Below are 24187 nucleotides of genomic sequence, written 5' to 3' on the forward strand. Positions count from 1 at the left end.
GTGCCGTTTTTTGTTGGTGCTTGCGCTGAGGTTGAGAGCAGAGCGCTACAGATTCATGGCGCCACCGTGCTCTTCACCGCGCGTTTTACTTCACGCGCATGCCCGGTTTCGCGCCGCTGTGCGGTTCAAGAATGTACAGACCCGGTTCGGCTTTCTCATCCGTTGCCGACGCGGCCAGCACCATCCCTTCCGACAGGCCGAACTTCATCTTGCGCGGCGCGAGGTTCGCGACCATCACCGTCAGCTTGCCGATCAACTGCTCCGGCTGATACGCGGACTTGATGCCCGAGAACACGTTGCGGGTCTTTTCCTCGCCGACGTCGAGCGTGAGTTGCAGCAGCTTGTCCGAGCCTTCCACCGCCTTGCAGTCGACGATCTTCGCAATGCGCAGGTCGATCTTCGCGAAGTCGTCGATCGAGATGATGCCGGACGCGTCGTCGCCGTTCGCCGGCGCGGCCGCTTTCGCGGCCTTCGCCTTGTTCTTCGCGTCAGCCGGCGCCGCCGCTTCCGGCGTGGCTTGCAGCGAATCGCGATTGGCGGCGAGCAGCGCCTCGATCTGCTTCGGATCGACGCGCGTCATCAGATGCTTGTACGCGTTGATTGCGCGCGTGGAGCTGAGTGGCACGTTGGCGTCGGCCCACACCAGCGGTTCGATGGCGAGGAACGCCTCGACCGCTTCCGCGAGCTTCGGCAGCACCGGCTTCAACGCCAGCGACAGCAGGCGGAACGCCTCCAGACTCACGCTGCAGGTCTCGTGCAACGCGACCGCGTTCGCCGGGTCTTTCGCCTGGTCCCACGGCTTGGCGCTATCGACGTACGCGTTCACCGCGTCCGCCAGTTCCATGGTCTGACGCAACGCGCGATTGTATTCGCGTGCTTCGTAGTTCGCGGCGATCTGCGGCACGGCGGCGCGCAGCGTGGCCAGCAGCGGATGCTGCATCGCGCTGTCCTGCACCTTGCCGTCGAAACGCTTGATCAGGAAACCGGCCGCGCGGCTCGCGATGTTCACGTACTTGCCGATCAGGTCGCTGTTCACGCGCGCCTGGAAGTCGTCGAGGTTCAGGTCGAGGTCTTCCATCGTGCTGTTCAGCTTGGCCGCGAAGTAGTAGCGCAGCCATTCCGGATTCAGGCCCGTGTCGATCACGCTCTGCGCGGTGATGAAGGTGCCGCGCGACTTCGACATCTTCGCGCCGTCCACGGTCAGGAAGCCGTGCGCGAACACGTTGGTCGGCGTGCGATGACCCGAGAATTCGAGCATGGCCGGCCAGAACAGCGTGTGGAAATACAGAATGTCCTTGCCGATGAAGTGATACTGCTCGGCCTTCGAACCGTGCTTGACCCACGCGTCGAAATCGAGCCCGCGTTTTTGCGCGAGATTCTTGAAGCTCGCGTAGTAGCCGATCGGCGCGTCCAGCCACACGTAGAAGTACTTGCCCGGCGCGCCCGGAATTTCGAAGCCGAAGTACGGCGCGTCGCGCGAGATGTCCCAGTCGGCGAGCTTCGCTTCGCCCGCGTCGCCGAGCCATTCGCGCATCTTGTTGGTCGCTTCCGGCTGCGCCAGACCGCCCACCCACGCGCGCAGGAAATTCTCGCAGCGCGGGTCCGACAGACGGAAGAAGTAGTGCGTCGAGGTCTTGCGCACCGGCGTGGCGCCCGACACGACCGAGTACGGATTGATCAGCTCGGTGGGCAGATAGGTCGAACCGCAGACTTCGCAGCTGTCGCCGTACTGGTCTTTCGCGCCGCATTTCGGGCACTCGCCCTTGATGAAGCGGTCCGGCAGGAACATTTCCTTGACCGGGTCGTACGCCTGTTCGATGTCGCGTGCCTCGATCAGGCCCGCTTCCTTCAGCGCGAGGTAAACGTTTTCACTGAGGACGCGGTTCTCTTCCGAATCCGTCGAATAGTAATTGTCGAAGGAAATGCCGAAGTTATCGAAGTCGCGCTTGTGCTCCTGCCACACGCGGTCGATCAACTGCTTCGGCGTGAGACCTTCCTTCTCCGCGCGCAGCATGATCGGCGTGCCGTGCGTGTCGTCGGCGCCCACGTAATAGACCTCGTGCCCGTGCATTCGCAACGTCCGGACCCAGATGTCCGTCTGGATATATTCGACCAGGTGGCCGATATGGATTTGCCCGTTCGCATACGGAAGGGCCGACGTGACGAGAATCTGGCGACGGCCTGACGGCGCGCCTGCGGAGAGATCGGTTGCGGGTGCTGACATAGGGATGGTGGGAGCCTGCGGTGGGACGAAAGGTTGATTCTAGCAGGGCAGCCGCGCGAGACGGGATAGGCCGGATGGCCAGGGGCAGCGCATGCCGCGTGTTGCCGGACGTGTGCGCCGCATGAAAAGCGGGCGCCCAAAAAAAACCGGGGTTATTAACCCCGGAGCAACAACGACAAGAGGAGAATGGTGACGCGGCGGCTTCGCCAGCCACGTACCGTAAAGACAGACAGCGGATTTTCGGCAGAGTTCGAAATTTTTTTCGGTCCGCGCGAGATTTCGATTGTTCCGCTTTCCGCGTGTTTGACGGTCTGTCACCGGCCGGCAAAAACTTCGCGCCGGCCGGCGCCACTGTCCCCTGAAGTCAGATGCTTATTGCGTAGCGTGCTGAGCCGTGGCGCGCAGATAGATTTCCACGCGACGGTTGGCCGCACGGCCGGCTTCGGTGTTGTTGTCGGCGATCGGCTGATTCTGGCCCATGCCTTGTGCCGACAGGCGTTGCGGCGCGACGCCGCGTTGACCCAGGTAACCCGTCACGCTTTCCGCGCGATTGACCGACAGCGTCTGGTTATAGGCCGGCTGACCCGTGCTGTCCGTATAGCCGACCACTTGCGCGATCAGTTCCGGGTTCTGCTGCATGGTTTGCGTCAGCTGGTCCAGCACCGGCGCGAACGACGGCTTGACCGCGTAGCTGTTGGTGTCGAACGTGACCGAGCTCGGGATGTTCAGCTTGAGCGAGCCGTCCGGCTGTTCGGTGATCTGCGTGCCGGTGCCCTTCGTCGCGCCCGACAGCTTGTTGTGGATGGCCTGCCAGTTGTAGCCGGTGATGCCGCCCACCGCCGCGCCGACGCCCGCGCCGATCGCCGCGCCCTTGCCGCCGCCGAAGATCGCGCCGAGTGCCGCGCCGGTGCCGGCGCCCACGCCCGTACCGACCGCGGTGTTAGTGCCCTGCTGGGTTGCGCAGCCGGCCAGCAGCGAGCCGGCAACGGCGAAAACAGCCAGGCGAGTCATGTTTTTTGCGTTCATTTTCGATTTCCTCTTGAATCAAGCGGGTGAAGCAGCGAGTGGCGGTCAGTCGTTCTGGCCGGCGGTTGTTTCAGCTATTTCAGTAAAGCAGACGGATCGCGAGACGGGAAATTCCGCCGCGCCGACGGTCCCGGCCGACAGTCGAACAGGGTCTTCCGGCAAGGCCAGGCGTCAACCACTACAATGTCGGCTGAAGTACGCGGCGATGCGGCCCCATGAGGTTGCGTCTGCCCGAAGCGTGCCCGGCGAGCATGGTTTTCGCAATGCCGTCTAACAATTTCTTTCAAATTCCGGCGCGTGGCCGAGACTTCGATTCCGCCGCGCCGCAGGTGTTCCCCACGGAGTCTCAATGAGTATCGATCGGGCATTGGTCGACGCCGCTCTCGCGGCCGTCACTGACCCCAACACCGGCCGGCCGTACGCGGCGGCTAAAAACGTCAGGAACGTGGCCGTGGAGCATGACACGGTCAGTCTTCAGGTGGTACTCGGCTATCCGGCCAAACGGCAGTTCGAGGCGATTCGCGCGCAGTTCGCGCAAGCGCTTCAGGCCGTGCCGGGCGTGGCGAACGCACGCGTCGAGGTCTCGCAGGACATCGCCGCGCATACCGTGCAGCGCGGCGTGAAACTCTTGCCGAACGTTAAAAATATCGTCGCCGTGGCGTCGGGCAAGGGCGGCGTCGGCAAGAGCACGACCGCCGTCAATCTCGCGCTCGCGCTGGCGAGCGAGGGCGCGTCGGTCGGCATTCTCGACGCGGACATCTACGGCCCCTCGCTGCCGATGATGCTCGGCATCGAAGGCCGTCCCGAATCGCCCGACGACAAGTCGATGAACCCGATGACCGGTCATGGCCTGCAAGCCAATTCGATCGGCTTTCTGATCGAGCAGGACAACCCGATGGTGTGGCGCGGCCCGATGGCCACGTCAGCGCTGGAACAGCTGCTGCGGCAGACCAACTGGCAGGATCTCGACTACCTGATCGTCGACATGCCGCCGGGCACCGGCGACATCCAGCTCACGCTGTCGCAGCGCGTGCCGGTGACCGGCGCGGTGATCGTCACCACGCCGCAGGACATCGCGCTGCTCGACGCGAAGAAGGGCCTCAAGATGTTCGAGAAGGTCGGCATTCCCATTCTCGGCATCGTCGAGAACATGGGCATGCATATCTGCTCGAATTGCGGCCACGAAGAGCATATCTTCGGCGCCGGCGGCGGCGAGCGGATGGGCAAGGAATACGGCGTCGACGTGCTGGGCAGCCTGCCGCTCGACATCGCGATCCGCGAGCAGGCCGACTCGGGCAAACCGACCGTCGCGGCCGATCCGGACGGGCGCATCGCGGAGATCTACCGGTCGATCGCGCGCAAGGTTGCGGTGCATATCGCCGAGCGCGCGCGGGACATGACTTCGAAGTTTCCGAACATCGTCGTGCAGAACACCTGACTGGCCATCCGGACGAGGCGCTTTGGGGTCGTTTTGGGGTCTATTCGCGGGTGCTCTCGCGGTATCATGTCGGCTTCACAAGTTCGGCTCGGCGGCCGCAGGGGCGGCCGCCAGGCCGGCAAGAGGATCGCATGGGAAAACGAATCGACGGGCACGCGGTACATGCGTTCATCGTCCTGGCCGCGGGCAGCGTACTGCTGTGCGGCTGCAGCACGTTCCTGAGACCACAGGAAAAACGCGCCGACGCGCAACTGGTGCCCACCATCGGCAATCAGGCGCGCGGCCTCGTCACGTTCATCGAGCGTTCGGACGGCGTGCAGGTCACCTACAATCTCGCGGGCTTGCCGCCCAATAGCGACCACGCGTTGCAGGTTCACGAACGCGGCGACTGCAATGCCGCGGACGGCGCGAGCGCCGGCGAAGTGTTCTCGCCGGCCGCCGAGCGCCTGAAGGCAGGTGCGCGGGTGGAAGGCGACCTCGGCAATATCCACGCGGACGCGAACGGCGTGGCCACCGGCTTCATCGTCGCGCCGGATGTGGCGCTGGACGGCATCCGCTCGGTGCTGCAACGCGCGGTGCTGCTGCATCGCGATCCGAGCGATTCGTATGCGTATCCGCCGCACGGCGCGGGGCCCGCGCTCGCTTGCGGCCTGATCCGGCAGTAAGCGGCGCCTCCCGCGCGCCGCTTTGCGTTCCCCATCACGGCAGCCTGCTCGCGATCGCGTAAAATAAGCGCCTTTCGTCGTCCGCGGCCGTTCGCGGCGGCTTCTCGCGGCGCCTGGCACCAGCCGGCGCGCAATCAAGGCGCGAAGCCGGAACGCGAAATCACGGCGCAAAGCAAGAAGTTCACTGTCGCCCGGCACTTCCCGGGTTGTTTTCCGTCACACACCTGTCATTCACGTCGAGCAGCGTTCACCTATGACTATCAAATCCGACAAGTGGATCCGGCGCATGGCCGAGTCGCACAAGATGATCGAGCCGTTCGTGCCCGATCAGGTTCGCGTCTCCGAAGACGGCCGGAAGATTGTCAGCTTCGGCACGTCGAGCTACGGCTACGACATTCGCTGCGCCGACGAATTCAAGATCTTCACCAACATCAACTCGACCATCGTCGATCCGAAGAACTTCGACGAGAAGTCGTTCGTCGATTTCAAGGGCGACGTGTGCATCATCCCGCCGAATTCGTTCGCGCTGGCCCGCACGGTCGAGTACTTCCGCATTCCGCGCAGCGTGCTGACCGTGTGCCTCGGCAAGTCCACGTACGCGCGCTGCGGGATCATCGTCAACGTGACGCCGTTCGAGCCGGAATGGGAAGGGCACGTCACGCTGGAATTCTCGAATACGACACCTTTGCCTGCGAAAATCTACGCGAACGAAGGCGTCGCTCAAGTGCTGTTCTTCGAAAGCGACGAAATTTGTGAGACGTCGTACGCGGATCGCGGCGGCAAATATCAAGGTCAGCACGGCGTCACGTTGCCCAAGACGTGACGCCGGCAGCGTACTGATCCACCAGCTACACCGGGTGACCGCTGCGATTGACAGAATGCAGCGGTCGTTCTTTTTGGAGAATCGCCCATGAAGTTTCGTTTTCCCGTCGTCATCATCGACGAAGATTTTCGCTCCGAGAACATCTCGGGTTCCGGCATCCGGGCTTTGGCCGAAGCAATCGAGAAAGAAGGCGCGGAAGTCCTCGGGTTGACGAGCTACGGCGATCTGACGTCGTTCGCGCAGCAGTCGAGCCGCGCGTCGTGCTTCATCCTGTCGATCGACGACGACGAGTTGCTGCCGTACGTCGAGAACGTGGTGGTGGAAGGCGAGACGCCGGAGCTGGCCGCCGCGATCGTCGCGCTGCGCGCGTTCGTGACCGAAGTGCGCCGCCGCAACGCGGACATTCCGATCTTCCTGTACGGCGAAACGCGCACCTCGCGCCATCTGCCGAACGACATCCTGCGCGAACTGCATGGCTTCATCCACATGTTCGAGGACACGCCGGAGTTCGTCGCGCGCCATATCATCCGCGAAACCAAGGTGTATCTGGATTCGCTCGCGCCGCCGTTCTTCAAGGAGCTGGTGCAGTACGCGGACGAAGGGTCGTACTCGTGGCACTGCCCGGGGCACTCGGGCGGCGTGGCGTTCCTGAAGAGCCCGCTCGGCCAGATGTTCCACCAGTTCTTCGGCGAGAACATGCTGCGCGCGGACGTCTGCAATGCCGTCGACGAACTCGGTCAGCTGCTCGACCACACCGGCCCGGTGGCGGCCTCGGAGCGCAACGCCGCGCGCATTTTCAGCGCGGACCACGTGTTCTTCGTGACCAACGGCACCTCGACCTCGAACAAGATCGTCTGGCACGGCACGGTCGCGCCGGGCGACATCGTGCTGGTGGACCGCAACTGCCACAAGTCGATCCTGCACGCGATCACGATGACTGGCGCGATTCCCGTGTTCCTCACGCCGACGCGCAATAACTTCGGCATCATCGGTCCGATTCCGCGCAGCGAGTTCGAGCCGGAAAACATCCGCAAGAAGATCGAGGCGAATCCGTTCGCGCGCGAAGCGCTGGCGAAGAACCCGAACCTCAAGCCGCGCATTCTGACCATCACGCAGAGCACCTACGACGGCGTGATCTACAACGTCGAGATGATCAAGGAAATGCTCGGCGACTGGCTCGACACGCTGCACTTCGACGAAGCGTGGCTGCCGCATGCCGAGTTCCACGAGTTCTATCAGGACATGCACGCGATCGGCGCGGGCCGTCCGCGCATCGGCGCGCTGGTGTTCGCGACGCACTCCACGCACAAGCTGCTGGCCGGCATTTCGCAGGCGTCGCAGATCGTCGTGCAGGATTCGAAGAACAGCCGCTTCGACAAGCATCGCTTCAACGAGGCGTACCTGATGCACACGTCGACGAGCCCGCAGTACGCGATCATCGCGTCGTGCGACGTGGCCGCCGCGATGATGGAAGCGCCGGGCGGCACCGCGCTGGTCGAGGAATCGATCGCCGAGGCGCTCGACTTCCGCCGCGCGATGAGCAAGGTCGACGCCGAATACGGCGACGACTGGTTCTTCAAGGTGTGGGGCCCGGACCAGTTCGCCGAGGAAGGCATCGGTTCGCGCGAGGACTGGATGCTGCGCCCGAACGACGCGTGGCACGGTTTCGGCCCGCTCGCCGAAGGCTTCAACATGCTGGACCCGATCAAGGCGACCATCGTCACGCCGGGTCTGGACATGGACGGCGGCTTCGGCGAATCCGGCATTCCGGCCGCGATCGTCACGAAGTATCTGGCGGAGCACGGCATCATCGTCGAGAAGACCGGGTTGTACTCGTTCTTCATCATGTTCACGATCGGCATCACGAAGGGCCGCTGGAACTCGATGGTCACCGAACTGCAGCAGTTCAAGGACGACTACGACAACAACCAGCCGCTGTGGCGCGTGCTGCCCGAGTTCGTTTCGCATCATCCGATGTACGAACGCGTCGGCCTGCGCGATCTGTGCGAGCAGATTCACAGCGTGTACCGCGCGAACGACATCGCGCGTCTGACCACCGAGATGTACCTGTCGAGCATGGAGCCGGCGATGAAGCCGTCCGACGCGTTCGCCAAGCTCGCGCACCGCGAGATCGACCGGGTACCGATCGACGAACTCGAAGGCCGCGTCACGTCGATCCTGTTGACGCCGTACCCGCCGGGTATTCCGCTGCTGATTCCGGGCGAACGCTTCAACAAGACCATCGTCAACTATCTGCGTTTCGCGCGCGAGTTCAACGAGCGCTTCCCGGGCTTCCATACGGATATCCACGGGCTGGTCGGCGAAACGGTCAACGGGCGCATCGAGTACTTCGTCGATTGCGTGCGCGTTTGACGATGCGGGGGATCGCGCTTCGGCCGCTCGGGGAGCGCGCGCTGCGCTTGCCGGCGGCGTGTGCGGCGGCGCTCTCGGCTGTGCTGCTGAGCGTGGCGCTTGGCGCGGCGCCATCGCTGGCGCATGCCGAGGTGGCCGCGGCCGATCCGATCGATGCGTCGATGCGCGCGTGTCTGGCGCGCAGCGACATGTCGTCGACGATGGGACAGGTGCAGTGCATGGACAACGCGCGGATCGGCTGGAAGACCGCGCTCGACAATGCGTGGCAGCAGCTTCAGCAGAAGTTGCCGCCCGCGCGCCGCAAGCAGTGGGAAAAGAGCCAGACGAGCTGGCAGGCATCGCGCGATGCCGAGAAGCAACTGCTGGCCGCCGTCTTCGCGACGACGCACGGCACGATGTACGTGCTCGCCGAAGCCGACATGCAGTTACAGCCGGTGCGCGACCGTGCGCTTGTGCTGCGTAGCGCGGTCGCCAATACGGGTAACACGCCGGCCGTGCGGTTGCGGGCCTGTCGCGTGGACGCGCAATGCGAACACGCGATGTTCGATCTGAACCGCTACTACCGTCGCTTGCAGACGAAGATGCCGGCGCGTTCACGGCCGACGCTGGTGCGCGCGCAACGTGCGTGGAATGCGTATCTGAACGCCAGCACGCCGTTGCTCGACGAGCGCGGCCGCATCGACATCATCGGTGCGCGGGTGGCGACGCTCAAGCGTTTGTCGGAGACCGCGGGCAATAGCTGAGCGCCCGGCGCCGGGCGCGCCGGCAATCTGGTCAATCCCGTCGGTTCAATCAATCCAGCGCGTAGCTTTCCGCCTGCGGCGTCGGCTGTTGCAGAGCCGGTTCGCCGAGCAGGTCGCGCGTGGCGTCTTCGATCGTTGCGGACATGGTGTTGAGGGCGAGGTCGTTGTCGTCGGTGCCGAAGGGTTCTTCGATCTGCGACGCGATGGCTTCGTGCGCCATGAACGTGTATGCGACGAACACCGCGAAGACCGGCGTGAAGATGCCGATGCTGTCGACGAGTCCGAACGGCAGCGACGCGCAGAAGAAGTAGACCGTGCGATGGATCATCACCGAGTACGCGAACGGCAGCGGCGTGGAGGCGATGCGCTCGCATCCGCCGATGACATCCGACAGACCATTCAGATTTCGATCGAAGGCGTTCACGGCCATGGGGTCGAGCGTACCTGCGCGCGCCTGGCGTTGAACCCATTCGCCGAGGACGAGCATCAAGGTAGCGGGCTTATAGCGCGACGAAATGACGCGTTCGAAGAGGGCGGGCGGGAGGCGTTTGGCGAGGTCGTCGGCGGGATCGCTTTTGCGGAGTTGATGACGGAGCGCGTGGGGGAGGGCGCTGAGCGCGGCGATGAAGGACTGGACGTCTTCTTTGGGTAGCGGATTGTTGGGGAGGGTGAGGATTTCGCGGGTCAGCGAGCGGGACTCGTTGAGAAGTTGGCCCCAGAGTTTGCGGGCTTCCCACCAGCGGTCGTAGCTGGCGTTATTGCGGAAGCCGAGGAAGACCGCCAGCGCGATGCCGATCAGCGAGAAGGGAGCGGTGGTGTTGAGATTGATCGAGACGGGCAGCAGATGGTCGTGGGCCGCTACCGCGATGATGGAAATGCACAGGATCAGGAAGAGGCGCGGCAGCAGGCGAGGGAGGACGGAGCCTCGCCAGGCCAGTAGCATGCGGAACCAGTGGAGGTGGGGGCGGATGATCATGGTTGGGGCCTTCGGCGGGTTTGGGGGGATTTTAGCGGGTTGGGGTTGGGGTTTTCTTGTGTTGTTAGTGGTCTATTAGTGTTGCCCCTGTGCGGGGCGGCACTCACTTTTCTTTGCCTGCCGCAAAGAAAAGTAAGCAAAAGAAAGCGGCTCACACCGCCAACTCTTAAGCGGAGCCCTCGCACAGCGCTGGTAGTGGCCCATCTGGAATCCGTGCCCTCGCGCACTCCGCGCTCGTGACACAGCACTCATTCATCCCGCCTCGCGCACGCGCTCGGCGGCGCGGTCCGCTTAAAACCCGTGGCTTCGATTGTGTGGTGGGGGCGTCGGCTACGCCCTGGCGAGGCGCCGAAAAACGGAGTGATTAAAATGTCGAGGCAGAACGATGGAGGGCGGCGTTTGATAGTCGCGGGGCGCGCGCAGCGCCGCCGGAAGAATGACTGCTGTGTCACGAGCGCGGAGTGCGCGGGAGCACGGATTCCAGATGGGCCACTACCGTGGCTGTGCGGGGAACCCACTTAAGAATTAGCGGTGTGAGCGGCTTTCTCTTGCCTACGTCTCTTTGCCGCGGCAAAGAGACGTAGGTGCCGCCCCGCACAGGGGCAACGCTAATAGACCAAAAGCAAAAACCCAGACCAGAAAAAACCCAGACCAGCAAAAAACCCAAACCAGAAAAAAACCCCAACAATCAATCCCGCGCCGAAGAAGCGGCCCCATGACTCAACCAGTCCAGCACAGCACTAGCATCATCATCCGCCCCAACGCGGGCCTTAGCGACCGCCTCCGCCACATCCTCACTCGGCGCAGCCCGTCGAATCGCCACTCCCACAGCCAGAATATCAATCATCACCAGATGCAGAATCCGCGAAATCATCGACAACTGCGACTCGCGAATTTCAATATGATCGGTCTCCAAAGCAACGGTAGCCCGCTTCGCCAACGGCGTATTGCTCGACGTAATGGCAATCACCTTAGCCCCCGCCTGCATCGCCACATCCAGCACGCGCAGCAACTCCGGCGCGCGCCCGGATTTGGACACCGCAACGATCACATCCCCCTTCCCCAACAATGCGGCCGACGCGGCCTGCATATACAGATCGCCATAAGCGATGGTCGGAATCCCAAACCGGAAGAACTTGTAGTGCGCATCCTGCGCGACGATGTTCGAATTGCCGAGCCCGTAAAACTCGATACGCCGCGCACCGTTCAACAGATCGATCGCGCGCTCGACATGCTCGAAGTTCAGATGCTCGCGCAACTGCAGAATCGCCGACACCGTGTTGTCCAGCACCTTCGCGCCGAAGTCCGTCGCGGTATCGCCCAGATGCACCTGGCTATGACTCACCGGAATCGTCCCGGTCAACCCGGTCGCCAGCTTCAGCTTGAAATCCGATAGCCCCTGGCAACCCAGCGAACGGCAGAAACGGATCACCGTCGGCTGACTCACGTCGGCCTTGCGCGCAATGTCGACGATCGGATCGTTGATGATCGAACGCGGATGATTCAACGCCAGATCGGCCACGCGGCGCTCGGCCGGCGTCAGCGCGTCGCGCATCTGACGGATGCGCTCGAATACGGCAGACGAACTGCCACCCGCGCGATTCGACAACTGCTCGGCGAGAATCGCCGACACGCCGAGAAACGCCGGATACTCGGCGGTAATCACATACGTCGGCACGTTCTGCAGATAGGCCTCGAAGCGGCCCTTCGCCTCGAAACGCCGACGGAACGACGAACGCTCGAAAAACTCGCCCAGCCGCGGCACCACGCCGCCGCCGATATAAATGCCGCCCAGCGCGCCCAGCGTCACCGCGATATTGCCGGCGAAGGTGCCGAGAATGCCGCAGAACACGTCGACGGATTCGGCCGCGAGCGGTTCGCCGTCCAGCGCGCGCTTGACGATCTCGATCGTGTCGACGTTCGCCGCCACGCGCTTCTTGTCGCGGCCCGCGAGCGCCCGGTAAATCACCTCGATGCCGGGGCCGGCGGCGACCCGCTCGAACGATACGTGCGACCACTTCTTGCGCGCGTATTGCAGCACGATGTCTTCGCGTTCGTCGGCCGGCGCGAAGGTCGCGTGACCGCCTTCGCTGCCGAGCGCGATCCAGCGATCGTCGGCGGGAATCAGGCCGGATACGCCCATGCCGGTGCCCGGGCCCAGCAAGCCGATCACGCTGTTCGGCCGGCGCGCACCGCCGCCCACCTGCACACGCTGCGCGTCGGTGAGGCCGGGCAGCGCCATCGCCAGCGCGGTGAAGTCGTTCACGACCAGCAAGGTGTCGAAGCCGAGCGCGCGGCGCGTCGCTTCGATCGAAAAGGTCCAGTCGTGGTTGGTCATGCTCACCTGATCGCCGTCGACCGGGTTCGCAATCGCGATCGCCGCGTGATTCACGCGGCCGATTTTGGTGTCTTTCAGATACCGCTTGATGACCTCGGCCACGCCCGGATATTCCGCGCACGGATAGACCTGCACCGAGCCGATTTCGCCCGGCGAGGTTTCCAGCGCGAAGCGCGCATTCGTGCCGCCGATGTCGGCCAGCAGCCTCGGTCCATCGGCGTGCTGGCCCGCGCCCGGAACAGCCTTAGTTTGCACACCAGTAGACATCGAGTCTCACTCCCTTGTCGTTTGCCAACTGCGAGATGGCATTTTTTTGTAGCGAAGCGGATGCGGCGTTCAGCACATCCATCTTGCGCGGCCCTGCGATCAGCAGAAACAGATGCTTCACTTCCTTCAGCGCGGACATCGACCAGCTCACGCGCGCATGCGGCGCGCTGCCGGGATGCACGGCGACGAAACGGTCGGTGGTGGTAAGCGCGAAATCCCATTCCGGCGCATCGGCGAAAATCGACGCGGTGTGGCCGTCTTCGCCCATGCCGAGAATCGCGACGTCAGGCACCGCGCGAAAGCGCGGATCGGCGTTCAGCGCGGCAACGTGCGCATTCAGGTCTTGCGAGGTATCGGCCAGCGGCCAGAACGTCGCGTCTTTCGCGGCGTTCCGCAACAGCGTGTCGTGCGCCAGCTGCGCATTGCTCGCGCTATCCGTCTCGGGCACCCAGCGATCGTCGACCAGCGTCACCGCGATACGCGGCCAGTCGAAGGCTTGCGTGGACAAGGTCTGCAGGAACGGACGCGGACTGCTGCCGCCGGACACTGCAAGCATGGCCGGGCGCACACCGCTTTGGGATGTGGCCGCCTGAGCGGCGAGCGACGCGTGTAATGCGTCGCCGACCGCTTTCGCCAACGCGTCGGATTGGGCGCGTTGATCGTCGAAAGCGTAAAGCTGGATCACTTCTCCTCCGTGCTGCTTTCTTGTTGGATCAGCGGAATCGTCCGTGCTGCTCTCGCGACGCGATCTCTGCAAGGCCGCGCGGCCCGCAGGCGCCATCGCGATACCGGCGCGATTCCGCTCAGTTCGTCGGTGGGTCTGACAGGCGCGGCGCCGTGTGCTGTCGGGTACGGCGCCGCGCGTTACTTCAATTCTCTTCTTCGAGCCAGCAGGTGCCGTGCTGCGCGAGCATCGCGCTCGCCGCGGCCGGTCCCCAGGTGCCCGATGCGTACGGCTTGGGCGGCTTGAGCGACGCCTTCCACTCGTTCAGGATCGGCTCGACCCAGCGCCATGCGGCCTCCTGCTCGTCGCGCCGCACGAACAGCGCGAGGCGTCCGTTGATCACGTCGAGCAACAGGCGTTGATACGCTTCCATTTGCCCTTCGCGGAAGAACTGGTCGAACGCGAGGTCGAGGTGCACGCTGGCCAGATTCATGCCTTCGCCCGGCTGCTTCGCCAGACAGTAGAGGCGAATCGTTTCGTTCGGCTGCAGGCGGATCACCAGGCGGTTCGCGCCGGCACGCAGCGCGGATGCGCCGAGCGCCGAATGCGGCACCGCACGAAAATTCACCACGATCTCGGCGACGCGATCGGCCAGCCGCTTGCCGGTGCGCAGAAAAAACGGCACGCCGGCCCAGCGCCAGTTCTCGATCTCGACCTTCAGCGCGACGAAGGTCTCGGTGCTGCTCTCCGGCTTCACGCCTGGTTCGGTCGCGTAGGCCGGCACGGCGGTGCCGCGAATCACGCCCGAATGATACTGGCCACGCACGGCGACCTTGCCGATATCGCGCGGATCGATCGGTTTCAAGGCCCGCAGCACGCGCAGTTTTTCGTCGCGCACCGAGTCGGAATCCATGGAATGCGGCGGTTCCATCGCGACGATCGAGAGCAGCTGCAGCAAATGGTTCTGCACCATGTCGCGCAGCGCGCCGGTATTGTCGTAGAAGTCGCCGCGCGCTTCCACGCCGAGTTCTTCCGCGATGGTGATCTGGATGCTCTCGACCCACTCGCGGCGCCACAGCGGCTCGAACAGCGCATTGCCGAAGCGCAGCGCGAGCAGGTTCTGCACCGGTTCCTTGCCGAGGTAGTGGTCGATCCGGTAGATCTGCTCTTCCGCGAAGATTTCGCCGACCGCGTCGTTGATCGCATTCGACGACTTCAGGTCGTAGCCGAGCGGTTTTTCCAGCACGATGCGCGCGTTGTCGTTCAGCCCCACCGACGCGAGCGCGCGGCAGATCGGCACGAACAGCGACGGGCCGGTGGCCAGATAGAACACGCGGATGCCTGGCAGATCCTTGATCGCATCGCGCAACTGCACGAAGTCTTCCGGATTGCCGAGATCGATATTCACGAACTCGATGCGCGCGAGAAAGCTCTCCCACGCCGCTTCGTCCACCCCATTCTTCGACACATGCGCCTTGACGTGTCCGTTCACCCACTGGATGTACTCCGCGCGATCCGTGGCGTGCCGCGCGACCGCGACGATCTTGCCGCTGTCCGCGAGCATGCCGCCTGCACGGTGCGCTTCAAACAGTGCGGGCAGGATCTTGCGCATCGACAGATCGCCGGTTCCGCCGAAGAGAACGAACGTGAAGCTTGAATCGGTTTGCATGAGTCTCCGTCGATGTCCTGGGGCCGCCGGAATGACCGGAAGAAGGCGACCGTAGTCCGATAAAATATTTTTTGACACTGAATTGTAGTTTAACTACAATCCAAATCAAGAGGTAGCGCTAATTCGATGAAAAAAGCGTGCGCAGCGAGTCAAGATGCGCGTTTTCCCGAATCGGCAGGCGTCCCCTGCATGTTAACGGACATTGCGTGCCGGCACGTGCCAGCATGCCCCGGCGGCCCATACGGAAAGCCGGGGAGCTGAGCGTCCGGCTGGGTGAATGCCCGGATTGGCGTGCAAGGCACCTCGAGCCTGCCGCGCGCGACGCGGGCAGGCAAAAATCAAAAGAGGAGACAGTCAGTTGCATCCCGAACCACTCATCTCTTGAGCTTCCAGCGGCCGAAACCCGGTCCGCCGGCACATGCTCCGCGCATGCGCCCGACCGTGCTCGATCGCCCAGTGTTTTGCCTGTTTGAACCAACCACAGCACCCTGGCGACATCAGGGGCCATTTGTTTTTTGTTCAGGTGTCTGGAGGAGATAAGCAATGAAATTTCGCGCGATCATGGGCGCTTTGTGCGCCGCGGGTCTGATGTGTGGCGTCTCGGCCGTGCAAGCCGCCGAGTCGATCGAAGTGTTGCACTGGTGGACTTCGGGCGGCGAATCGAAAGCCGTCGGCGTCCTCAAGGACGACATGACGAAGCAGGGTTACACGTGGAAGGACTTCGCGGTGGCGGGTGGCGCGGGCGCGGCTGCCATGACGGCACTGAAGACGCAGGTGATCTCGGGCAACGCACCGAGCGCCGCGCAGATCAAGGGTCCGCTGATTCAGGACTGGGCGTCGCAAGGCGTGCTGGTGCCGATCGACGCGGCAGCCGGCGACTGGAAGAAGAACCTGCCGCCGGAAATCGACAAGATCATGCACGCGGACGGTCACTACGTGGCGGCGCCGTTCTCGGTGCACCGCGTGAACTGGCTGTACATCAACAAGGCAGCGCTGGACAAGGCAGGCGGCAAGGTGCCGACCACGTGGCCTGAGTTCTTCGCGGTGGCCGACAAGATGAAGGCCGCGGGCATCCAGCCGATCGCGATGGGCGGTCAGCCGTGGCAAGACCTGACGCTGTGGGAAGACGTCGTGCTGTCGCAAGGCGCGGGCTTCTACAAGAAGGCGCTGGTCGACCTCGACGAGAAGACCCTGACGTCGGATCAGATGGTCGGCGTGTTCGACACGGTCCGCAAGATTCAGGGCTACTTCGACGCGGGCCGTACGGGCCGTGACTGGAACCTGGCCACGGCCATGGTGATCAACGGCAAGGCCGGCATGCAGTTCATGGGCGACTGGGCGAAGGGCGAATTCGCCAACGCCGGCAAGAAGTCGGGCTCGGACTACGTGTGCGCGCCGGTGCCGGGTACGGACAAGGCCTACACGTTCAACGTCGACTCGTTCGTGTTCTTCCAGCAGAAGGGCCAGAAGTCGGCCACGCCGGGTCAACTGGCACTGGCGAAGACGATCATGTCGCCGGACTTCCAGGAACAGTTCAGCCTGAACAAGGGCTCGATCCCGGTGCGTCTGGGCGTGTCGATGGCCAAGTTCGACGACTGCGCGAAGAAGTCGTACGCGGATGAACAGGTCGCGATCAAGTCGGGCGGCTATGTGCCTTCGCTGGCACACGGCATGGCGCAACCGGATGCAGCAGCCGGCGCGATCTCGGACGTGGTCACGAAGTTCATGAACTCGCAGCAGGATTCGAAGAGCGCGGTTGCAGCGCTCGCGAAGGCAGCGAAGACCAAGTAAGTGAAGTAAAGCGAGGCGGCGCGTCCGGGGTCACTCCACGGACGCCGGACGCGCCCTTCGACCCGCCCGCCGGCAGCTTGCCGGCAGACGGTTTCACCCCTGGATTCATCGAGTCACACCCAGGCCGTCGCCACTTTGCGCAGCGCTTGCGCACAGGTACCGGCGGTACAGTTTCAGCAGGAGTCGAGTAGTGACTGCTTCTATCAGCGGAAACGGGAAAACGGCCTCCGCCGCCCGCCGCGCGTCGCCGATGGCGGCGCTTGCCGATCGCTGGATTCCGAAGCTGGTGCTCGCACCCAGCGTCGTGATCAGCCTGATCTTCGTGTATGGCTTCATCGCAATCACCGGTTATCTGTCGCTGTCCAATTCGCGGCTGATGCCTCGTTACGATTTCGTCGGTCTCGACCGTTATCGCGAACTGTTCGATAACGACGTGTTCTGGACCTCGGCCGCCAACCTCGGCTGGTTCGGCATTCCGTTCATCGGCATCTGCATTGGCCTCGGTCTCTTTCTCGCGATCCTGCTCGATCAGCAGATTCGCAACGAAGGCGCGCTGCGCGCCGTGTTCCTCTATCCGATGGCGCTGTCGTTCATCGTCACGGGTACCGCGTGGCAATGGATCATGACGCCGAGCATCGGTCTGGAGAAGGTGTTTCACGACTGGGGCTGGACGAGCTTTTCGTTCGGCTGGCTGGGCGACCCCGACAAGGCGATCTTCTGCGTGGTGGTCGCGGCGGTCTGGCAATCCACCGGCTTCGTGATGGCGCTGTTCCTCGCCGGTTTGCGCGGCGTCGACGGTGAAATCTTCAAGGCCGCGCAGATGGACGGCGCGAACCTGCCCACCATCTACCGCAAGATCGTGATTCCGAGCATGCGCCCGGTGTTCTTCTCCGTGCTGCTGATTCTCTGCCACATCACCATCAAGACCTTCGACCTGGTCGTCGCGTTGACCGCGGGCGGTCCGGGCACGTCGTCGTCGCTGCCGGCTATCTTCATGTACACGTTTTCGTTCAATCGCGGGCAGCTGGGCGTCGGCGCGGCATCGTCGATGATGATGCTCGCCACCGTCGTCGCCGTGCTCGTGCCGCTGATGTATCTGGAATCGAGGAGCACCCGCAATGCAGCCTAAGATGACGATCAGCCGTGCCGTCATTTATGCGGCCTTGATTCTGTTCGCCCTGTATTTCCTGTTCCCGCTGTACGTGATGCTGTCCACGTCGTTCAAGGACATCGATCAGCTGCGCACCGGCAACCTGTTGACGCCGCCCACGCACTGGACCGTCGATCCGTGGATCAAGGCATGGAGCGGCGCCTGTACCGGCGTGCGTTGCGACGGCATGCAGCCGTTCTTCATGAACTCCGTGCGGATGGTGATTCCTGCCGTGCTGATCTCGTCGATCATCGGCGCGTTCAACGGCTACGTGCTGACGCACTGGCGCTTCCGCGGCGCGGACCCGATCTTCACGATGCTGCTGGTCGGCTGCTTCATTCCGTTCCAGGCGATCCTGCTGCCGATGGCGCGCTTCGAAGGCTTCCTCGGCCTGTCGAACACCACGACGGGGCTGGTGGTGGTGCACGTGATCTACGGGATCGCCTTCACGACCATGTTCTTCCGCAACTTCTACGTCAGCATTCCGGCCGAGCTCGTGAAGGCGGCGCGTATCGACGGCGCGGGCTTCTTCACGATCTTCACGAAGATCCTGCTGCCGGTGTCGCTGCCGATCTTCATGGTCTGCCTGATCTGGCAGTTCACGCAGATCTGGAATGATTTCCTGTTCGGGATCGTGTTCTCCGGCGTCGATTCGATGCCGATCACGGTGGCGCTGAACAACCTGGTGAACACCTCGACCGGCGTGAAGGAATACAACGTGGACATGGCCGGCGCGATCATCGCGGCGCTGCCGACCCTGCTGGTCTACATCGTCGCCGGACGCTATTTCGTGCGCGGCCTGACGGCGGGCGCAGTGAAGGGCTAAAGCCGGGCTCAAAACATCCGAGGACGGCGGCGTGTCATGCATCGCGCCGCCGTCGCCTGAACAGACGTTTTCAAGCAGTACCAGAGACAAGAGGATTCACAGCATGGCAAGCCTTTCCATCCGTGACGTGTACAAGACTTACCCGAACGGGGTGCCGGTTCTGAAGGGTGTCAACATCGACATCGAAGACGGCCAGTTCCTGATTCTGGTCGGCGGCTCGGGCTGCGGTAAGTCGACGCTGCTCAACATGATCGCCGGCCTCGAAACCGTCACCAAGGGCGAGATCCAGATCGACGGCAAGACGGTCAACAACCTGTCGCCGAAAGATCGCGATATCGCGATGGTGTTCCAGTCGTACGCGCTGTATCCGTCCATGACGGTGCGCGAGAACATCTCGTTCGGCCTGAACATCCGCAAGGTGCCGAAGCAGGAGCAGGCGCAGATCGTCGACCGTGTGTCGAACACGCTGCAGATCACGCACCTGCTGGACCGCAAGCCGGGGCAACTGTCCGGCGGCCAGCGTCAGCGCGTCGCGATGGGCCGCGCACTGGCGCGCGATCCGGTGATGTTCCTGTTCGACGAACCGCTGTCGAACCTCGACGCCAAGCTGCGTATCGAGATGCGCTCGGAAATCAAGCTGCTGCATCAGCGCCTGGGCACGACGATCGTCTACGTGACGCACGATCAGATCGAAGCGATGACGCTCGGCGACCGTATCGCGGTGATGAAGGACGGCATCGTCCAGCAGTTCGGCGCGCCGCAGGACATCTACGACTCGCCGTCGAACCTGTTCGTGGCCGGCTTCATCGGCGCGCCGCCGATGAACTTCATTCAGGGCAAGCTGGTCGAGCAGGGCGCGGGCGTCGCGCTCGAACTGGATACCGGCGTCGCGCGTACGGCGTTGAAGCTGCCGTTCGACTCGGCCAAGGTGAAATCGCACGTGGGCCGCGAGGTGATTCTGGGTCTGCGCCCGGAGCGCATCACCGACGCGCGCGGCGCGCACGGCGACAACTCGCAACTGCAACCGATCGAAGTGAAGGTCGACGTGATCGAGCCGACCGGTCCGGACACGCTGGTGTTCGCGCAGGTCAACGGCAAGCGCGTGGTGAGCCGCGTGCACCCGGCGTCGAACCCGCAGCCGCTGACGAACACGACGCTGCTGTTCGATACGTCGAAGGCGGTGCTGTTCGACCCGTCGAACGAAGAGCGGATCGCCTGATCGAGATTCGTGAAGAAAAGAAAGCCCCATGCGTTGCGATACGCATGGGGCTTTTGTTTTGGTGCGCGGGTTTGCTTGTGTGGGCTCCGCTCAACCGTTCGCCGCATCCGGAATCCGCAGATCCGGATTGTTGCGCGTCAGCTCGCTCACCCACTCGATGAACGCGCGCAGCCGCGAACTCAGATTGCGGCGGTGCGCGTACAGAATCGACAGCGGCGTGCCGGGGCTCGTGTAGCCGGTGAGGATTTCCTTCAGCGCGCCCTGCGCGATCAGATCGGCCACCATGTAGCGTGACGGCTGGATGATGCCGTGCCCCAGCGCGCCGGCGCCGATGTACACCGAACCGTCGTTGACCGCGAGCACGCTCTTCAGCGTGACGCGCTCGATCTCGCCGTCCACCTCGAACTCGAACGGAAACGTGCGGCCCGTGCGCGCCGACACGTAGTTGACCGCGCGATGCTCGCTCAGATCCGCGAGCGTCGTCGGCGTGCCGTGCTTCTCCAGATACGCGGGCGACGCGCACGTGACGATGCGCGCATGGCCGATGCGCCGCGCCACCAGACTCGACTCTTCCGGCGTGCCCATGCGGATCACGCAGTCCACGCCGTCCTGAATCAGATCGATGTTGCGGTCCGCGAGACCGAGCCGCACGTCGATCTCGGGATAGAGGCGGTAGAAGTCGTCGAGCGCGGGTAGCAGCAGCGCACGCGCGAGCGTGCCGGACGTGTCCACGCGGATCGTGCCGGCCGGATTCTCGCGCTTGTTCGACAGCGACGATTCGGCGTCGGCGACTTCGGCGAGGATGCTGACGCAGCGCTCGTAGAACGCCGCGCCGTCTTCGGTGACGCTGACCTGGCGCGTCGAACGGTTCAGCAAACGCACGCCGACGTGTTCTTCCAGCGCCTGGATCGTGCGGCTGACTTTGGCGCGCGGCAGGTCGAGCGATTCGGATACTTTGGTGAAGCTGTTCGCCTCGACCACACGCGTAAATATCTCCATCGCTTCGAAACGGTCCATATGTTTGCCTTGTACGTGATGGGCGGGAGTGGAAAGGACGAGGTGTCGAAGCGAAGTGTATAGGGACGAAATGCCGTTGTGCGGCGTTAATCCCGATCCGGTGCGCCGAGCGGGAAGTACGAGCGGTACGGGCGCGCCTCGTCGACCGCGCGCGCGAACGACGGCCGCGCCAGCAGCCGCTTGCGGTAGGCCCGCACATGCGGAAAGGCGTCGCCGATGCGATGCGTCCAGTCCGCGTAGAACAGGAACGGCGCGGCGCCGCAATCGGCGAGGCTGAAATGCTCGCCGGCCGCCCATTCGCGCTCCGCCATCACGCCGTTCAGCCAGCCGTACGCGGTGTCGAGCATCGCGCGGGCGTCCGCGACGCCGCGCGTGTCGCGCTCGGCCGGCTCGCGCATGCTGTCGAACACGATCTTCTGCTGCGGCGTCGAGATGTAGTTGTCGAAAAAGCGGTCCATCGTGCGGACTTCGAGCGCCGCGAGCGGATCGGCCGGCAGCAGCCGCACCGGCCCCGGATGCGTCAACCCCAGGTATTCGATGATGACGCTGGACTCCAGCACCGTCCGCTCGCCGTCCACCAGCAGCGGAAAGCGCTGGATCGGCCAGAGCGCGGCGAATTCGGCCATGACGGGCGGATCGCCATGATCCAGCTTGCGCAGGTCGAACGGTGTGCCGTTCTCGTAGAGCGCGGTCAGCACTTTCTGGCAGTACGAAGAGAACGGGTGGGCGTAGAGCTTCAGGGTCATCGTGGTCACCTTGAGGTGGGGTGGGGCGCATGGCGCGCAACGACGGCCGCTTGACGCTGGTGCGCGGAGCGGCCGTTTACCCGACGACGAACGATAGCAGCCGGAATCGACAGCCGCGTAGCGTGACGTGACGCATTCCTACGACAAAACTTCACAAATCTGACTAGAAATATAGCGTAACATTTGAAACAATTGTAAGGATGCGGGGGTGGCGGAAGTGTTGCGTTGGCCCGGTTGCGGCGCGCTCGGGGCGCCCTGCCAGAAGATCAAGAACTCGACGCACGGAGCGTTTGCATGTCATCGATTACGACGAAGTCGGTCAACTGGCCGAGCGTGGCCGACTACGCCAGGGCTCAGCAAGCGGCGTCGCAAGTCAACGCGAGCAGCGCGGCCAACCTGGCCAACCTGGCCAACGCGGCCAACGTGGCCAGTGCGGCCGATGCGAGCGGCGTAGCCAGACTGGGCATGTCGACGCTGATACATGAACTGGCAGCGGCGCACACGGCGACGCCAACGTCCGCGCAAGCGCCAGCGGCTGTCGCTCGTTCCGACGCGCAAACGATTACGCGCAATCCTCTTCCAGCAGAAGCCACCGAGTAACGATTGTCCAGAACGGAGACCACGATGGGATATCAGCAGGGTTTGAGTGGGGTGTCGGCCGCGTCGCAGAACCTCGACGTGATCGGCAACAACGTTGCCAACGCGAATACCGTCGGCTTCAAGAGCGGCAGCGCGCAATTCGCCGATATGTACGCGAATTCGGTGGCGACCGCCGTCGGCAATCAGATCGGCATCGGCACGCGGCTGTCGGAAGTGCAGCAGCAGTTTTCGCAAGGCACGATCACCAGCACCAACCAGGCGCTGAACGTCGCGATCAACGGCAACGGCTTTTTCCAGCTGTCGAATAACGGCTCGCTGGTGTACTCGCGCAACGGCGTGTTCCAGCTGGACAAGAACGGCTTCATCACCAATGCGCAAGGCCTGAAGCTGATGGGCTACGCGGCGAACGCGCAAGGCGTCGTCAACACCGCGCAGACCGTGCCGCTCAGCGTGCCGACCACCAACATCGCCCCGCAGGCGACCACCAGAATCGTCGCCGGCCTGAACCTGAATGCGCAGGACAAGCTGATGCTCGGCACGCCGGCCGTCACGGCGGGCACCGGCAATACCGGCTCGTTGACCACGCCGGGCGCGACCATCACGAACACCGCGTCGGGCACGAACAACGACACGTACACGGTCAACTTCAACGCCGCGACCACGCCGCCCACCTACACGGTCACGAACACCACGCTCGGCACGACGACCGCCGCCGCGAACTACACCGCCGGCACCGCGATCCAGCTCGGCAACGGCCAGACCATCACGTTCAACGGCACGCCGGCCACCGGCGACAGCTACACCATCAAACCGACGCCGGTCGCCTTCAATCAGAACAGTTCGTCGACGTATAACTATTCGACCAGCACGACGGTGTACGACTCGCTCGGCGGTTCGCAGCAGGTGAACATGTACTTCACCAAGACGGCGGCCGGCACGTGGGACGTCTACGCGGGCCCCGCGACCGGCACCGCGCAGCTGATCGGTCACGCGAACTTCAATACCTCCGGCACGCTGCTCGGCACCACCGACAAGAACGGCGTCGCGACGGCCACGCCCTTCGTCTTCAACTTCAGCGTGCCGACCACCGACGGTTCGGCGACGCCGCAGAACCTGACGCTGAACATTGGCGGCACCACGCAGTACGGCGGCAAGAACGGCGTGAACTCGCTGCAGCCCGACGGCTACGCAGCCGGCACGCTGACCAGCTTCACCATCGGCGCGGACGGTACGTTGACCGGCCACTATTCGAACCAGCAGACGGCGGCGCTCGGCCAGATCGTGCTGGCGAACTTCTCGAACCAGAACGGTCTCGTGAATCTCGGCAACAACGAGTTTCAGCAAACCTCGGCTTCGGGCGTCGCGCAGATTTCCTCGCCGGGTTCGACGAATCATGGCGTGCTGCAAGGCGGCGCGGTCGAGAATTCGAACGTCGATCTGACGGGAGAACTGGTCAAGCTGATTACCGCGCAGCGTAACTATCAGGCGAATGCGCAAACCATCAAGACGCAAAAGACGATCGATCAGACTTTGTTGAATCTTTAAATCGTTTTAAAAGCAATATCCACCCGCCTGGCGCGCTATTCGCGCCAGGCGGGTGCGCGCTTTCCGGTCAATTTGTATTGCGCTGTC

General features: G+C 63.5%; 20 protein-coding genes. 12 read left to right on the forward strand and 8 right to left on the reverse strand.

The genetic code is table 11. The features are described from left to right. Positions 1-85: 85 nt before the first annotated feature. Both metG and LFL96_RS04155 read right to left on the reverse strand, forming a co-directional pair. Entirely contained in the window at positions 86-2224 is a 2139-nt protein-coding gene (gene metG / locus LFL96_RS04150; RefSeq protein ID WP_280998340.1) for a methionine--tRNA ligase, read from the reverse strand. Between the two features lie 372 nt (positions 2225-2596). Next, positions 2597-3250 carry an OmpA family protein gene (locus LFL96_RS04155; RefSeq protein WP_280998342.1) on the reverse strand — a complete coding sequence of 218 codons (654 nt, stop codon included), beginning with the start codon at positions 3248-3250 and terminating at the stop codon, positions 2597-2599. Here LFL96_RS04155 and LFL96_RS04160 point away from each other — a divergent pair. The 6 genes from LFL96_RS04160 to LFL96_RS04185 all read left to right on the forward strand — a co-directional run bounded on the left by LFL96_RS04160 (position 3234) and on the right by LFL96_RS04185 (position 9292). Continuing rightward, positions 3234-3524 (forward strand): hypothetical protein, encoded by a 291-nt coding sequence (locus LFL96_RS04160; RefSeq protein ID WP_280998345.1) that lies wholly within the window; start codon positions 3234-3236, stop codon positions 3522-3524. The genes LFL96_RS04155 and LFL96_RS04160 overlap by 17 nt on opposite strands. Positions 3525-3599: 75 nt before the next feature. Continuing rightward, positions 3600-4688: an iron-sulfur cluster carrier protein ApbC gene (apbC, locus tag LFL96_RS04165; protein ID WP_280998347.1), complete on the forward strand. Its 1089-nt coding sequence runs from the start codon at positions 3600-3602 to the stop codon at positions 4686-4688. A gap of 131 nt (positions 4689-4819) precedes the next feature. After that, positions 4820-5353 (forward strand): superoxide dismutase family protein, encoded by a 534-nt coding sequence (locus LFL96_RS04170; protein WP_280998349.1) that lies wholly within the window; start codon positions 4820-4822, stop codon positions 5351-5353. A 253-nt stretch (positions 5354-5606) separates the two neighbouring features. Continuing rightward, complete coding sequence (dcd, locus tag LFL96_RS04175; RefSeq protein ID WP_280998351.1) at positions 5607-6176, forward strand: dCTP deaminase; 570 nt, start codon at positions 5607-5609, stop codon at positions 6174-6176. A gap of 87 nt (positions 6177-6263) precedes the next feature. After that, complete coding sequence (locus LFL96_RS04180) at positions 6264-8549, forward strand: arginine/lysine/ornithine decarboxylase (protein WP_280998353.1); 2286 nt, start codon at positions 6264-6266, stop codon at positions 8547-8549. 2 nt (positions 8550-8551) lie between these two features. Further along, positions 8552-9292, forward strand: coding sequence for a lysozyme inhibitor LprI family protein (locus tag LFL96_RS04185; protein ID WP_281000551.1), 741 nt, complete (start codon positions 8552-8554; stop codon positions 9290-9292). 49 nt (positions 9293-9341) lie between these two features. Here LFL96_RS04185 and LFL96_RS04190 read toward each other — a convergent pair whose 3' ends face one another. The 4 genes from LFL96_RS04190 to zwf all read right to left on the reverse strand — a co-directional run bounded on the left by LFL96_RS04190 (position 9342) and on the right by zwf (position 15206). After that, complete coding sequence (locus tag LFL96_RS04190) at positions 9342-10268, reverse strand: bestrophin family ion channel (RefSeq protein WP_280998355.1); 927 nt, start codon at positions 10266-10268, stop codon at positions 9342-9344. A gap of 688 nt (positions 10269-10956) precedes the next feature. Further along, positions 10957-12873, reverse strand: coding sequence for a bifunctional transcriptional regulator/glucokinase (locus tag LFL96_RS04195; RefSeq protein ID WP_280998358.1), 1917 nt, complete (start codon positions 12871-12873; stop codon positions 10957-10959). Continuing rightward, the gene (gene pgl, locus LFL96_RS04200) at positions 12851-13558 is read right to left on the reverse strand and encodes a 6-phosphogluconolactonase (protein WP_280998360.1); all 708 of its coding nucleotides are present in this window, start codon (positions 13556-13558) and stop codon (positions 12851-12853) included. Before pgl ends, LFL96_RS04195 begins: the two co-directional genes overlap by 23 nt. A gap of 184 nt (positions 13559-13742) precedes the next feature. Then, positions 13743-15206, reverse strand: a complete 1464-nt coding sequence (zwf, locus tag LFL96_RS04205; protein ID WP_280998362.1) for a glucose-6-phosphate dehydrogenase — start codon at positions 15204-15206, stop codon at positions 13743-13745. Between the two features lie 543 nt (positions 15207-15749). Between zwf and LFL96_RS04210 the strand changes: the two genes are divergently transcribed. The 4 genes from LFL96_RS04210 to ugpC all read left to right on the forward strand — a co-directional run bounded on the left by LFL96_RS04210 (position 15750) and on the right by ugpC (position 20192). Continuing rightward, positions 15750-16997, forward strand: coding sequence for an ABC transporter substrate-binding protein (locus LFL96_RS04210; protein ID WP_280998364.1), 1248 nt, complete (start codon positions 15750-15752; stop codon positions 16995-16997). A gap of 190 nt (positions 16998-17187) precedes the next feature. Beyond that, entirely contained in the window at positions 17188-18126 is a 939-nt protein-coding gene (locus LFL96_RS04215; protein WP_280998366.1) for a sugar ABC transporter permease, read from the forward strand. Further along, positions 18116-18973, forward strand: a complete 858-nt coding sequence (locus tag LFL96_RS04220) for a carbohydrate ABC transporter permease (RefSeq protein WP_280998368.1) — start codon at positions 18116-18118, stop codon at positions 18971-18973. The genes LFL96_RS04215 and LFL96_RS04220 overlap by 11 nt, the downstream gene beginning before the upstream one ends. Before the next feature lie 103 nt (positions 18974-19076). Beyond that, positions 19077-20192 (forward strand): sn-glycerol-3-phosphate ABC transporter ATP-binding protein UgpC, encoded by a 1116-nt coding sequence (ugpC, locus tag LFL96_RS04225; RefSeq protein WP_280998370.1) that lies wholly within the window; start codon positions 19077-19079, stop codon positions 20190-20192. A gap of 90 nt (positions 20193-20282) precedes the next feature. On the opposite strand, the gene LFL96_RS04230 is transcribed toward ugpC, so the two are convergent. After that, entirely contained in the window at positions 20283-21209 is a 927-nt protein-coding gene (locus LFL96_RS04230) for a LysR family transcriptional regulator (RefSeq protein ID WP_280998372.1), read from the reverse strand. An 86-nt stretch (positions 21210-21295) separates the two neighbouring features. Further along, on the reverse strand, positions 21296-21955 hold the full coding sequence (locus LFL96_RS04235; protein ID WP_280998374.1) for a glutathione S-transferase family protein: 660 nt from the start codon (positions 21953-21955) through the stop codon (positions 21296-21298). A 294-nt stretch (positions 21956-22249) separates the two neighbouring features. Here LFL96_RS04235 and LFL96_RS04240 point away from each other — a divergent pair, with 294 nt between their 5' ends. Next, complete coding sequence (locus tag LFL96_RS04240; protein WP_280998376.1) at positions 22250-22555, forward strand: hypothetical protein; 306 nt, start codon at positions 22250-22252, stop codon at positions 22553-22555. Between the two features lie 24 nt (positions 22556-22579). Beyond that, positions 22580-24100, forward strand: coding sequence for a flagellar hook-basal body complex protein (locus LFL96_RS04245; RefSeq protein ID WP_280998378.1), 1521 nt, complete (start codon positions 22580-22582; stop codon positions 24098-24100). Positions 24101-24187 lie beyond the last annotated feature (87 nt).

Source organism: Paraburkholderia sp. D15 (assembly GCF_029910215.1).
Classification (GTDB): domain Bacteria; phylum Pseudomonadota; class Gammaproteobacteria; order Burkholderiales; family Burkholderiaceae; genus Paraburkholderia.